General features: G+C 64.8%; 13 protein-coding genes and 2 riboswitches. Of the genes, 8 read left to right on the top strand and 5 right to left on the bottom strand.

What is annotated here, in order from left to right; genetic code table 11:
- The first annotated feature begins 40 nt into the window (after nucleotides 1-40).
- The 5 genes from PGN27_RS16650 to PGN27_RS16630 are packed head-to-tail and all read left to right on the top strand — an operon-like array spanning nucleotide 41 to nucleotide 3,157.
- A complete protein-coding gene (locus PGN27_RS16650; RefSeq protein WP_335327112.1) occupies nucleotides 41-439 on the top strand; it encodes a phage holin family protein in 399 nt (132 codons plus the stop codon).
- A 1-nt stretch (nucleotide 440) separates the two neighbouring features.
- Nucleotides 441-698: a DUF3618 domain-containing protein gene (locus PGN27_RS16645; protein ID WP_335327111.1), complete on the top strand. Its 258-nt coding sequence runs from the start codon at nucleotides 441-443 to the stop codon at nucleotides 696-698.
- A gap of 14 nt (nucleotides 699-712) precedes the next feature.
- Nucleotides 713-1,006 (top strand): DUF4235 domain-containing protein, encoded by a 294-nt coding sequence (locus tag PGN27_RS16640; protein WP_335327110.1) that lies wholly within the window; start codon nucleotides 713-715, stop codon nucleotides 1,004-1,006.
- 33 nt (nucleotides 1,007-1,039) lie between these two features.
- The gene (locus tag PGN27_RS16635) at nucleotides 1,040-2,107 is read left to right on the top strand and encodes a M42 family metallopeptidase (protein WP_335327109.1); all 1,068 of its coding nucleotides are present in this window, start codon (nucleotides 1,040-1,042) and stop codon (nucleotides 2,105-2,107) included.
- Between the two features lie 30 nt (nucleotides 2,108-2,137).
- The gene (locus PGN27_RS16630) at nucleotides 2,138-3,157 is read left to right on the top strand and encodes an iron-containing redox enzyme family protein (RefSeq protein ID WP_335327108.1); all 1,020 of its coding nucleotides are present in this window, start codon (nucleotides 2,138-2,140) and stop codon (nucleotides 3,155-3,157) included.
- Between the two features lie 70 nt (nucleotides 3,158-3,227).
- Here the strand turns inward: PGN27_RS16630 and PGN27_RS16625 are convergent, their stop codons facing one another.
- Nucleotides 3,228-3,476: a CDGSH iron-sulfur domain-containing protein gene (locus PGN27_RS16625; protein WP_335327107.1), complete on the bottom strand. Its 249-nt coding sequence runs from the start codon at nucleotides 3,474-3,476 to the stop codon at nucleotides 3,228-3,230.
- Entirely contained in the window at nucleotides 3,473-4,171 is a 699-nt protein-coding gene (locus PGN27_RS16620) for a HemK2/MTQ2 family protein methyltransferase (protein WP_335327106.1), read from the bottom strand. The genes PGN27_RS16625 and PGN27_RS16620 overlap by 4 nt, the downstream gene beginning before the upstream one ends.
- 191 nt (nucleotides 4,172-4,362) lie before the next feature.
- Between PGN27_RS16620 and PGN27_RS16615 the strand changes: the two genes are divergently transcribed.
- On the top strand, nucleotides 4,363-5,004 hold the full coding sequence (locus PGN27_RS16615) for a GNAT family N-acetyltransferase (protein WP_335327105.1): 642 nt from the start codon (nucleotides 4,363-4,365) through the stop codon (nucleotides 5,002-5,004).
- A 509-nt stretch (nucleotides 5,005-5,513) separates the two neighbouring features.
- A complete protein-coding gene (locus PGN27_RS16610) occupies nucleotides 5,514-7,232 on the top strand; it encodes a cellulase family glycosylhydrolase (protein WP_335327104.1) in 1,719 nt (572 codons plus the stop codon).
- 80 nt (nucleotides 7,233-7,312) lie between these two features.
- Here PGN27_RS16610 and PGN27_RS16605 read toward each other — a convergent pair whose 3' ends face one another.
- Entirely contained in the window at nucleotides 7,313-8,152 is an 840-nt protein-coding gene (locus tag PGN27_RS16605; protein WP_335328752.1) for a glycoside hydrolase family 16 protein, read from the bottom strand.
- A 284-nt stretch (nucleotides 8,153-8,436) separates the two neighbouring features.
- Nucleotides 8,437-8,632, top strand: a riboswitch (cobalamin riboswitch).
- 127 nt (nucleotides 8,633-8,759) lie between these two features.
- Here PGN27_RS16605 and metE point away from each other — a divergent pair.
- Nucleotides 8,760-11,054: a 5-methyltetrahydropteroyltriglutamate--homocysteine S-methyltransferase gene (gene metE / locus PGN27_RS16600; protein WP_335327103.1), complete on the top strand. Its 2,295-nt coding sequence runs from the start codon at nucleotides 8,760-8,762 to the stop codon at nucleotides 11,052-11,054.
- A gap of 48 nt (nucleotides 11,055-11,102) precedes the next feature.
- Here the strand turns inward: metE and folP are convergent, their stop codons facing one another.
- Together folP and PGN27_RS16590 are read right to left on the bottom strand one after the other, a co-directional pair.
- A complete protein-coding gene (folP, locus tag PGN27_RS16595; RefSeq protein WP_335327102.1) occupies nucleotides 11,103-11,888 on the bottom strand; it encodes a dihydropteroate synthase in 786 nt (261 codons plus the stop codon).
- Nucleotides 11,885-12,772 (bottom strand): mycobacterial-type methylenetetrahydrofolate reductase, encoded by an 888-nt coding sequence (locus PGN27_RS16590; RefSeq protein ID WP_335327101.1) that lies wholly within the window; start codon nucleotides 12,770-12,772, stop codon nucleotides 11,885-11,887. Before PGN27_RS16590 ends, folP begins: the two co-directional genes overlap by 4 nt.
- 117 nt (nucleotides 12,773-12,889) lie before the next feature.
- Nucleotides 12,890-13,091, bottom strand: a riboswitch (cobalamin riboswitch).
- Nucleotides 13,092-13,098 lie beyond the last annotated feature (7 nt).

The following is a 13,098-nucleotide window of genomic DNA, read 5'->3' as shown; positions in this document are numbered from 1 at the left end:
CCTGCGGCGTCCACGCTTCCCTTGAGAGATCGGACCTGTGATGACGAACGTCGACACCCCGCCGGGCCACCAGGCATCCGTTCCGGAACTCGTCACCCAATTGTCCGAGCAGTTGTCTCGGCTGGTGCGAGACGAGCTCCGATTGGCGCAATGGGAGTTCCGCCGCGGTGCCACCAAGGCCGGTATCGGCGCTGGCCTGTTCAGTACGGCCGGCCTCCTGGCTGTCAGCGGTTGGCTTGCCCTCATCGCCGGGGCCGTCGCGGCGTTGGCGCTGATGCTACCGGTATGGGCGGCAGCCATGATCGTGGCCGCGGTGTTGTTCGTCGCTGCCGCGGTCGCCGCGATGATCGGCAAGAAGCAACTGGCCCAGGCCCCGGCAGCGGCCGACGAGGTGGTCAGCAGCGTCAGCGCTGACGTCGATGCGGTACGGGGGCGCTGACATGAGTCGACCCGACCACACCCCGGAACCCGGCGCAGAGGCCGGTATCGAGGCCATCGAACACGACATCGAGCGGACCAGAGAGCAGGTTGCGGACACCGTCGCGGCGCTGGGGGCGAAGCTCGATGTCAAGGAGCGGGTCATCGATGCCGTCACCGAACCCGACGGTTCGGTCAAGACCGTCATCCCGATCGCCGCCACCATCGTCGCTACCACCATTGTGCTGTTGGGCGTCGTCATCTGGCGTCGCCGCCGCTGAGCCGAGGAGATCCCATGCCGGACAACAAGCCGTCCGTGACCGCGCGCATGATGTACCGCCCGGTGGGAATAGCCAGTTCACTCATCGGCGGGCTGGTCGCCGGCGCCATCTTCAAACAGGTGTGGAAGCACGCCTCCCCTGGTGCACATGACGATCCGCCGGCACCGCTGGAACGCAGTTACCCACTTCGCGAGATCATTGCGGCGGCGGCGCTGCAGGGCGCGATCTTCTCCGTGGTCAAGACGATCATCGATCGCCAAGGTGCCCGCGTGTTCGAGCGGTGGACCGGCGAGTGGCCGGGTGGCTGATGGTGGCCCCGATGCGTCACCGGTGTGTAGGCCATGACTGATCTGTTGCAGGAACTTCTGGAGGCCTACGGTCCGGTGGGCCAGGAAGACGCTGTGCGCGAAATCTGTCGCCGCGAGGTAGCCCCTTTTGCCGACGACGTGTGGGTGGATGGCGCGGGAAACGTGATTGCCTTGCTCAGAAGCGGTGATCACGATGCTCCGGCGATCCGATTGATGGCGCACATGGACGAGTTGTCGATGATCGTCAAACGGGTGGAACCGGACGGAACCCTGCGGCTGTCTCCGCTGGGCACCATGTATCCCGGGAACTTCGGGCTGGGCCCGGTCGCCGTGCTGGGAAGACACGAGGAGCTGACAGCGGTATTGACGCTCGGCTCCGAGCACACCACCAAGGAGAGTCACCGTATCTGGGAGACCAAGCCCGATCAGGGGGACAAAGCGCTCGACTGGTTGCACGTGTATGCGTTCACCGGCCGGAGCACCGACGAACTCGCCGGCGCCGGGGTCACCGCCGGCACCCGTGTCTGCGTGCATCGCAGCAAGCGCGAACTGGTGCATTTGGGTGGGTACGTAGGCAGCTACTTCCTGGACGACCGTGCTGCCATCGCTGTTCTGTTGGCGACGGCGCAGCGACCTCGCGTCCGCGATGTCGACCTACCCGCCGATGTCTATCTGGTCTTCACCACAGGTGAGGAGATCGGCGCGAACGGGGGGATGTACGCGGCTCGCACGCTGCCCGAAGGCGTGACGATCGCCGTCGAGGTGGGTCCCACCGAGCAGGAGTATGGGACCTCGGTGCACGGCGGGCCCATCATCGCTTACAGCGATGCCTTGACGGTGTACGACAAACCTACTGCAGATCGTTTGGTGGATGCCGCTGCGCGTTCGGGCCTTACGCCGCAACCCGCTGTTCTTGGGGCGTTCGAGTCGGACGCGTCGCACAGCAAGGCCTCCGGGATGTGCCCGCGGGCGGCGCTGCTGTGTCTACCGACGCTCAGCACGCACGGCTATGAGGTGATGGCGAACGGTGCCATCGCCGACGCCGCCGGCGTGCTGGAAAGTTTCCTGGTCGACGGCGATATTCGCCAACTGGACGATTGAGTGCGACGGCGCAGGGGGTATCCACCTCGCGTGACCCTCGCAACTCCCCGCATCGAACCTCTTCTTCCTCTGCCTCGGGGACCGCTGTCGTTGGCGGTCATCGAGCTGCTCAACGAGCGTGCGCCGGTCAACCACCTGTCGCGAGTCGAAGCATCGCTGGGAGACGCCGATCCGTACGGTCTAGACCTGCACCTGGCGCTGTACGTGTGCTACGAGTTGCACTACCGGGGATTCGACGGCGTCGATCCCGGCTGGGAGTGGGATGCCGGCCTGCTGCACTTGCGCGGTCGATTGGAGAGCTTGTTTCTGGCCGAGGTGCAGCGCGCGGTCGGCCCGATCGGGCCCGAGGAGTCGGCGCTGGCAGAAATGGATGCTCTCTCGGTCGAACCCGTTGACGGGGACGGACTTTCGTACCATCTGTGCGACAAGGGCACCTGGGATCAGATGCGCGAGTACTTCGTGCACCGCTCGCTCTACCACTTGAAGGAGGGCGACCCGCACGCCTGGGCGATCCCGCGGCTCATCGGGCAGGCCAAGGCAGCGTTCGTCGCCGTCGAGTTCGACGAGTTCGGAGCCGGGAACGGTACCCGCCTGCATCAGCGCCTGTTCGCCGACCTGATGGACGCCGCAGAGCTGGATTCCGACTATTTGGGCTATATCGACATCGTTCCGGCCGAGGCACTCGCTGCCGTGAATCTCATGTCACTGTTCGGTCTGCACCGTCGCCACCGCGCAGCGGCGGTGGGGCACTTCGCCTCCACCGAGATCACTTCACCTCCGGGTTCCCGCCGCCTGGTCGATGCACTTCAGAGGTTGGGCGCACCGCAGGAATGCGTTGCTTTCTACGCCGAGCATGTCGAGGCAGATGCCGTGCACGAACAGGTGGTCCGCACGGACGTGGTGGGTGACCTACTGTCCCGCGAACCGCATCTCGATCGGGATGTCGTGTTCGGAATCCGCGCGCATGCGTTCGTCGAGGACAAACTGGCCGACCACATGTTGCGGTCCTGGGAACAGAACCAGAGTTCGTTGCGGCGTCCGCTCGACTGAGCAGTCACTGACATGACGAAGCGGGCCGGAGTTGCTATCCGGCCCGCTTCGTCATGGTGGTCAGCCGAGTTCAGTGCTCAGCGTTGCTGGCCGACGGGTCCGCTGATGCCGCCTTCTTGGCTCCCGACGTCCGGCAGCGTCGCCGGTGGCTGGTATCACACAGCGGATAGTCCTTGCTGCGTCCGCAGGCGCATATCGCGACCATGAACCGGTCCGACTCGATTGTCGAGCCGTCGGCGAGTTCGACCGACACCGGCCCCTGCACCAGTACCGGCCCGCCGCGCACCGCTCTCACGGTGCGAAAGTCCTGTTCGCTCACGGCTTGTCGGCCCTGATCACCAGCAGCTCCTCTTCGCGCCGCCCCGGCTGCAGCCGGCCCGTATCTTCCAGCCACTGGGCCCGGGTGGTCAGGACCGGCCCGAACGGAATCCATTCCCATGCCACCACATCGGCGTCGAGGCCCGCGGCCGATAACGCCTCCAATGTCCTTCGCGGATCCGCGAACTCCGACTGCACGATCAGGACGCTGCCACCGTCGGCCAAGAGGTCGGGGACGGCAGCGCACAGCGGATCCAGCACCATCCGGCCGTCACCACCGGCATCCCACGCGCGCGCCGGGCCGACTGATGCGGGTAGCACGTCCAGCGCCGGGTCGTGGGGAACGTAGGGGGGATTGCAGACCACCAAGTCGTATGGGCCGAATTCTGTTGCGCGCGCCCAGGAGCCCAAATGCACGTCCACCGACGCACCGGCGATCTCGGCGTTGGCACGAGCGCAGCGCACCGCCCGTGGACAGATATCGAATGCCGAGACGCTCGACGCACCCTGCGCCGCAGCATTGATCGCCGCCACGCCACTGCCGGTACACAGGTCGGCCACCTTGCTTCCCAGGGCTAGTCCGCTCTTGTCCATGGTTTCCACCAGCAACCGAGAATCCTCCTGCGGCGCGTATACGCCGTCGGTCACCATGGTCACCAGTCGGGATTCGCCGTCAAACGGGTAAGCGGTAGTCATCTTTGCCTCTCGCGGGTCAACGGGTCAGCACTGCCGGGCTGCAATGCCCGCTGCCGTCCCAGGTCAAACGCCGCTTTCTTCAGCGCCTCGCCGGGCGGATACCCATTTCGTCGCAGGGATCAACATCGACGCGCGCCATCCGCCTGGTTATCCGGTTGCGCTGCACCCCCACCACGAGATGACATGGACTCATGAGTGCGATCTGGCCGCTGTTCGACCTTCGCGTGCGCACACCGCGGCTGACCCTGGCCTACGTCACCGACGATCTCGGATTTCGCCTTGCCGAGTTGGCCGCCCGCGGCATTCACGATCCGAGCACCATGCCGTTCTCCGAGCCGTGGACAGATGCACCGACCAATCTGTTGCAGCGCAATGCGATGCAGTACTACTGGCGCTGCAGAGCGAACATCTGTGCCGACAACTGGGACATGGTGCTGGCCGCATTGGATCGAGAGCATCGACTGGTGGGGATGTGCACGTTGACCGCCACCAATTTCCCCACCATGCGTGTCGCCGGCACGGGGTCCTGGTTGGGCCTCGAATTCCAGGGCCGCGGACTGGGCTTGGAGATGCGGCACGCTGCGCTGCACCTGCTGTTCGCCGGCCTCGGCGGCGAACGTGCGACGACCCGGGCATGGCATGACAATCTCGCGTCACTTGGCGTGACCCGCTCGCTGCCATACACCTACACCGGCGCAGACTTGGCGCTGCGCCGCGACAAACCCGACACGATGCTGTCCTTCGCCATGGACCGGGCGCAGTGGACTGCGCAACGGCGCGACGACATCGAACTCGTGGGCATCCCCGCGGTACGCGCTCAACTGGGCCTATAGCCCCAACTGTCCCAATCCGCCAGTTCGCCAAGACCCACGGCCCCTGACGCGGGCTCCCGACTGGGCACTTTCCACCACGGTTGCAATCGTGGCAAATTGCCGAGCGCGGCACCAAGCGTGCAGAACAATTGTTCACCCAGTGCAATTTTCAATCTTGATAATTTCACTATCGGTACTGTGCTGCGCAATTTGGACCCGCCCTTCGGCCAATATTTTTCGCTATGCGGCTTTCGCGGAGATCTGGCCCCTACCTGGTCTCCAACGTGCTCATTACGACTTTCAACTGTGACTACGCAAATATGCAAGCAGTTGATACGCCTTTATAGAGAGTTTTCTGAACTTCTTGGATTAACGACAAAAATGGCCGGGTACTTCTCGAGTGTTCAGCGGAGTGATCCGTATCACATCACGATTATCCGAGATCTCGGAAGTTGGGAGAAGGCATCATGTGGGGGCCCTGGCAGCGATCAGCAAAGCCACTTTGCTCAGTAGCAGCGCCATTGTTTGCAGTGACCCTGGTCGCAGCGGCGATCCCGACCGGCACTGCGCCTCCACCGACGCAGGATGTCCGACAGGTATCAGCCCAGGTGGCGCTCGCCGCGGCCATTGATACCTCTCCCAACGCCGTCGGCATCGCCGAATCCGAGCTGTACTTCATGACGCCGGCCGAGGTGGAGGTCGCATTGGACACCATGCAATCCCTCGGCGTCACGCAGGTTCGGATCTTCGTGCCGTGGCGAGCCGTGGAGCCTGCACCCGGGGTCTACAACTGGAGTGAGGTGGACAAGGTGGTCGATGCCGCCTATGAACGCGGGATCGCCGTGATGGGCGCTGTCACGAGCACCCCGACCTGGGCATCGGATGTCCAGGACTCGGCCTACGGTGCGCCGCGCGACCCCGAGGATTTCGGCAACTTCATGGGCGCGTTGGCCGAACGGTACGGCGCCGGTGCGGGTGACCCGGAAACCGCCCGTATCTCCGCATACGAAATCTGGAATGAGCCACAGAGTTTCGTGTTCTGGAGTCCGCGTCCGGATCCGGCCGCCTACACCGAGTTGTTGAAGGCCGGGTACACGGCGGTCAAGGAGGTCGACCCCACTGGCACCGTCGTCGGTGGTGTGGTCACCGCCGGACTCAGCTGGGGTGGGGTGAACATCAATCCCGTCGACTTCGTCGAGACGATGTACGAAAGCGGCGCAGCGGGATATTTCGACGCGCTGTCCTACCACCCGTACAACTACGATTGGAAGTTCGGCGACGGCTTCGGCAATGAGATATCGGCGGTCGGACAGTTGCAGGCCATGCAGGACCTCATGGCGCAGTACGGTGACGGCGACAAGACCGTGTGGACAAGCGAGTACGGCCTGCCCACGTCCTATGTCTCCGAGGCCCAGCAGGCCGAGTTCATCGACGACTTCATGACGACCTGGTCCGAACTCGACGGCGTGGGGCCACAATTCATCTACTCGTTGGTCGACCGGGATTCTGGTTCGAACGAGGTCGAGGACACCTGGGGCCTGTTCCGCGACAACTACACCCCCAAACAGGCCGCCACTGTGGTCCAGGCTTGGATCGCCGAGAATGGCCACGTCCCGGAAGGTGGCATCCCGGTGGAGGAACTGCCGACGCTGGAGGAGTTGCCGGACGCTCCGGTGCTGCCGGAGGCTCCCGTGGTCGAGGAGCCGACGCCGGCCGATCCGGTGGCCGAGGCAGTGGCGAATTGGCAGGCAGCCCTGGCCGAAGCGGCGGCCAACTGGGCGGCGGCCTGGGGCCAGCCGGCCGATACCGCCACCACCACGACACAACCCGTCGCGGGAACGACCGAACCCGCCACGACGTGGCGTACCACGACCGCAACGATCGACAATGAGGTCGACACACCCACCAGCGCAACCGATCCCGCGTTGGAGAGCACCGATTCGTCGCGGGCGGCGGTCATCGAGGCCACTCAGGCCGAGCCCGAGAGCACCACCCCTCGGACCGCCACCTCACGGACGACGACCGCTGAGTCGGACACGGCCGACACGGCCGACACCGACACCGCGAACACGGCCGACAGCACCGGCGGGCAAGACGCGGTGACGAACGACTCGACCACCCGTTCGTCGGGTTCGGGAACGGGGTCGACTGATACCGACTCAAGCTCAACAACAGCGAATTCCACCACGGATTCGTCCGGATCCAGCGACAACGGGTCCACGGGCTCGGACGCCGGTTCGACCGAGTAGGCACGGCGATACCGGCCGGGGCGGCGCACTCGCCGCCACGGCCGGTTTCGTTCGCCGTGCCAGACTTGGTAATCCAGTGGTCAGAAGACCCGGATCCAGTCGATCAGCATCTCGGCGGGATAGTTGCCGCCAGCTGGCTCACGGCCACCGGAACCACCGATGGCGATGTTGAACACCGGAGCCATCGTGAAGCCCGGATCGTTGAACGGCCATTCTCCCAACGAATTCGCGCGAACCGTCCAGAACGGTTCCATGCCCGGTTCGTAATCGCGCCAGAAGTACATGCCCTCGGGCTTCCACGTCATCCGCCAGGTGTGCCAATTGCTGTCGATGGGGTGTTTGAACGTCTGGAACTGGGTGCCGTCCAGCCGCGCGTGAACGGTGGTGCCCGACGGCCAATCCTGATTGCCGTACCACTCGAACAGGTCGACCTCGCCGCCGCGCACCGGATTGTCGTTGATCAACCAGAAGGCCGGCCACGCGCCGTTGGTCAGGCAGTTCAGTTTGACGCGCGCCTCCCAGGTCGTCCCCACTCCGCCCCGCCAGTTACCGATGATCTTGGCGCTGGCGAACTTCTCCTGGATATTGGCACCCGGCCCCTCGGTGGCGCGGATGACCAGGTTGCCGTTGCCGTCCTGGAACACGTGTTCCTGGTCGGTGACATAGCGGCCCATGTTGAAAGGCTTGTCCCACTCGACCGGGTTCCGGATGGTTTCACGCTGCGGGACGATGAACCACGACGCGGGGTCCGGCGGTGACCCGGCCGGACCGTTGAATTCGTCCTGCCACAGGATGGGCGGCGCCGCCGCTTCGGGTGTGGGAGCCCCCGGCCCGGGGCCCAGATCACCGGGTAATGGCTCGCCGTGGGCGGTCGCGGCGGGGAGCGCGGCGGCCGCCGCACCGAGTCCGAGCATCAACATCGCACTGCGTCGATCGAATTCAGGCACAGCCGACCATAACCAGCCGCGGCGGATTTCGCGCAAAGCCGCGCCAACCTCATGGCTCGCTGAGTGCGCTCTCAGCCCCGAAAGAGGCCGTGACGTGCGGCGTTCTCACCGGACACGGTTGCCGCATCGAAACATCAGGTGGGGCGACCAGTCGGCACATCGGGTTTGGGCGACTCGGAGCGGTCGATGGCCGGACCTCATACCGGTACAGTTCCACCTGCAACTGGTCTGCTGACGGCGTGAGTTCTGCGCTGTCGGCATCGAGTCACGCGGTCGGCATCGACCCGTGGTGAGAGGGAACCCGGTGGGAATCCGGGACTGTCCCGCAGCGGTATGCAGGAACGACCGCCGTCAATGGCACTGGTGCGCAGCACCGGGAAGCGACGGCCACTAGGAACACCCATTGGGTGTGCGCCTGTGAGTCCGAAGACCTGCCAGCTGTGTCGAGCGCGCCGCGCTCGGCGGCGCATCGCCTCGTGGACTGGGCGTATGGCCGACAGCTGCCTCGGCATACCCGCGGTGGCCTCGGTTGCACGTTCCTGTGGGCGGTGGGCTCTCCATCGTTGTTGAAGGACTCTGCGTGACAACACAATCTGCCCCTTTGTTCACCGCCACCGTGCTGGGCTCACCGCGCATCGGGCCGAACCGCGAACTCAAGCGTGCGGTCGAGAAATATTGGTCGGACAAGATCGGTCGAGCCGAACTCGACGCGGTCGCCGCCACCCTGCGCGGCAACACATTGCGGCAACTTGCCGACGCCGGACTGGATTCCATTCCGGTCAATACCTTCTCCTACTACGACCACATGCTCGATCAGTCGGTTCTGCTGGGCACCCTGCCGCCGCGGGTGGCCGGTGTAGCCGACGACCTGGACCGCTTCTTCGCCGCGGCCCGTGGCGGCACCTATGACGGTGTCGATATCGCCCCCCTGGAGATGACGAAGTGGTTCGACACCAACTACCACTACATCGTCCCCGAGATCGGCCCGGACACCACCTTCACGCTGAACCCCGCCAAGATTCTCGCCGAGCTGGACGAGGCGACATCGATGGGTATCGCGACGCGTCCGGTGATCGTCGGTCCCATCACGTATCTGGCGCTGAGCAAGGCCGTCGACGGTGCCGGCGCACCCATCGGACGGCTGGACGAACTCGTCGGTATCTACGCCGACTTGCTGGAGCTGCTCGCCGACAAGGGCGTCGGATGGGTCCAGATCGACGAGCCGGTGCTGGTCACCGACAACGTCGACAATGCCGGGGCGCTCGCCGAAAACGTGTACTCCCGACTCGGCGGTCTGACCAAGCGGCCGGCAATCTTCGTCGCCACCTACTTCGGTGAACTGACCGATGCCCTGCCGGCGCTGGCCCGCACACCGATCGAGGCCATCGGTGTCGACCTCGTCTACGGCGGCGTGGACGCACTGGCCGCGGTGCCCGAGCTTGCACAGAAGACCGTCGTCGCCGGGGTCGTCGACGGCCGCAACATCTGGCGGACCGACCTGGAGGTAGCGCTGGCCAAGCTGGCTCCCCTGCTCGGATTGGCCGGCAAGGTCGTTGTCTCGACGTCGTGCTCGACCCTGCACGTGCCCTACTCGCTGGAGGCGGAGACCGAACTCGACGACGCGCTGCGTAGCTGGCTGGCCTTCGGCGCCGAGAAGGTGGCCGAAGTGGTGGCCCTGTCCAAGGGTCTGTCGCAGGGCCGCGAAGCGATCGCCGCCGAGGTCGAGGCGTCCAACGCCGCGGTGGCCTCACGCAAGGCCGACCCGCGCCTCAACAACGCAGGTGTCCGGTCGCGCATCGCCGAAATCCAGTCCACCGGCGCCTCCAACCGAGGCCCGGCCGCCGACCGGCACGCCGCTCAGCAGGCACGGCTCAACTTGCCACCGCTGCCGACCACGACCATCGGGTCCTACCCGCAGACCACCGAGATCCGGGTTGCGCGTGCGGATCTCCGTGCCGGCAGGATCGACGCGACTCAGTATGAGCAGATAATGCGTGATGAGGTCGCCGCCGTCATCAAGCTGCAGGAGGAGCTCGACATCGACGTGCTGGTGCACGGCGAGCCGGAACGCAACGACATGGTGCAGTACTTCGCCGAGCAGCTGGAGGGATTCTTCGCCACCCAGAACGGCTGGGTGCAATCCTACGGCTCCCGCTGCGTGCGGCCGCCCGTGTTGTTCGGAGATGTATTCCGCCCCAAACCGATGACGGTGGAGTGGGCCACCTACGCCCAGTCGCTGACCACCAAACCCGTCAAGGGCATGCTCACCGGACCGGTGACCATTCTGGCATGGTCGTTTGTGCGCGACGACCAGCCGCTGGCCGATACGGCAGCACAGGTCGCACTGGCCATTCGGGACGAGACGGTGGATCTGGAGCAGGCGGGTATCGCCATCATCCAAGTGGACGAGCCCGCACTGCGTGAACTGCTTCCGCTGCGTTCCAAGGAGAAGCAGGAATATCTGAAGTGGTCGGTGGAGGCATTCAAGCTATCGACCGCGGGCGTGCGTGATGACACCCAGATCCACACGCACCTATGCTATTCCGAGTTCGGTGAGGTAATCAAGGCGATCGCCGACCTCGACGCCGATGTGACCTCCATCGAGGCGGCGCGTTCGCACATGGAGGTGCTCGATGACCTGAATGCCGTCGGCTTCGGCAATGGGGTGGGGCCGGGCGTATACGACATCCATTCCCCCCGCGTCCCCGCGACCGACGAGATGATCATGGCACTCCGCGAGGCGCTGGCTGCCGTTCCGGCAGAGCGGCTTTGGGTCAACCCGGACTGCGGACTCAAGACCCGCAAGAACGACGAGGTCATCGAGTCCCTGCGGCACATGGTGGAAGCTGCGAAGGCAGTACGCTCCGAGCAATGACCGCGGTTGCGCCCCGGAATCATCACGATTCCGGGGCGCAATCGTTCGTCACACCGCGAGCGCTTCGATCACCTTGATGGTGTCGACGGTTTCTGGGACATCGTGCACCCGAACGGTATCCACACCAGCCGACCACGCGGGTCCCAGCACGGCAAGGGAAGCCGCCAACCGACCGTCGACGCCCCGGCCGGTGACGTCTCCGAGAAACGATTTGCGACTCACTCCGAGCAGAACCGGAAACGGTCCACCGCACAGCTCGGGCAGCCGGCGCAGCAGTTCCAGGTTGTCGGCAGGCGATTTCCCGAAACCTATTCCTGGATCAACCCATACCGGGCGGGCACCGGCTGCGAAGGCGGCTCCGGCAGTACCCTCCACGAACGCCTTGACTTCCGCGGTCACATCGGCGTATTGCGGGTAGCCGTCGGCCGACACCGGCACAGTGTGCGCGTGCATGCTCACGTACCCGACCCGGAGCCGCCCTGCCAGATCGTAGAGCTTGCCGGAGACATCGTTGATGATCTGCGCCCCGGCGCGCACCGCTTCCTCGGCGACCTCGCGATTACGGGTATCGACGGATACGACTCCGCACTCCGCGAGGTCGGTGATGATCGGTATGACGCGATCGAGCTCTTCGCCGACCGACACCGGAACCGCACCCGGCCGGGTAGATTCGCCTCCTACGTCGATCGCCCACGCACCGTCACCGAACATCGCGCGACCCGCCTGCACTGCGCGCCCTACGGTGCCGAATCTGCTTTCCGCCCAGAATGAGTCCGGTGTCGAGTTCAGAATGCCCATGACCCGCATCGGCATGTCACGGGTTCGCGCCATCATCTCGGCGACCAGTAGGCGAGCATCTCGGCGAGAGTGTCGAATGCGGGCGCGCTCACACCGTAGGGTGCCTCGAAATGCAGACTCAGCGGGAACCCGAGGTCCACCAGACCGTCGATGACCTTCTTGTACAGATCAAGCAGCAGAACACGTTTGGTGGCCGGATCGCCTGCGGCGAGCCGCTTCACGAAATTCTGCTCCACTGCCACGGCTGCGTTACCAGGATCCCGGATCAACCAATCGATGAGACCCACCTGTGCCTCCATCTTCGGTACGAATCCGAAGGACAGCAGGATCTCCGGCCGAGATGCACTGGCCTGGGCGAAGTCACGCAGGAAGTCCACGATCGCATCCGAATAGAGCAGTTGGGTCATGCCGAAGGTGGCGCCTTTGGCACATTTGAAGTCGAATCTGCCCTGCTCATCCTCGCGGGTGGGAATGAGGATGACGCCTCGGTTGGCGACCAACTCGTCAAACTTCGACAGCGCATCCGCCGGAGCCACACCGTGCCCGTCACCGTCGTTCATGGTGCGGGGCACACCGACGAAGATGATGCCGTCGAACCCAGCGTTGTCGAGTTCGGTGAGCCGCCCGCGCAACGCTGTCTCGCCGTGAAATGAGGTCACCTGTGTGCACAACGCCTGCACACCGGGCAGATCGGGACGCAGTGCCGTCCAGTAGTCGAGAACGTCCATCTTGGGCAGCATCTCGACGGGCCGGTCGCCGTCCTCCTCGATCATGCCGGGGAGCATCACATGCCCGATACGCCCGGAGAGGCCCGACCTCAAAGACAGTTCGACGATCTTGCGCGCCTCGTCACGGACGTGGTCGGGTCCACGGTCCAGATTGGGCGGCACCAACTCCAAAGCGATGGTATTCAGCGGCACAGCGGACGTCCTTCACTACGACGGGTAGCTCATCACCGGCGGACGTCGATCAGCGCGCGGCATTGACCGCTCATCGGACATCCGCCTTTTCCACGAGGCGATGCTCCGCCGGGCGCGGCGCACCCGGCACGGCTGGCAGGTCTTCGGACTCGCAGGCACGCATCACATCGATGCACCTAATGGCCGTCGCTTCCCGGTGCTACGCACCAGTGCCGATGACGGCGGTCGTTCCTGCATACCGCTGCGGGACAGTCCCGGATTCCCACCGGGTTCCCTCTCGTTCCACATCGGATGTGGAACTCGATGCTGTGGTGTTACGCCACAGC

The organism is Mycolicibacterium neoaurum, from assembly GCF_036946495.1.
GTDB classification, from domain to species: Bacteria; Actinomycetota; Actinomycetes; order Mycobacteriales; family Mycobacteriaceae; genus Mycobacterium; species Mycobacterium neoaurum_B.
Note: the sequence above shows the minus strand (reverse complement) of the source record. Positions and strands in the feature narration are given on the sequence as shown.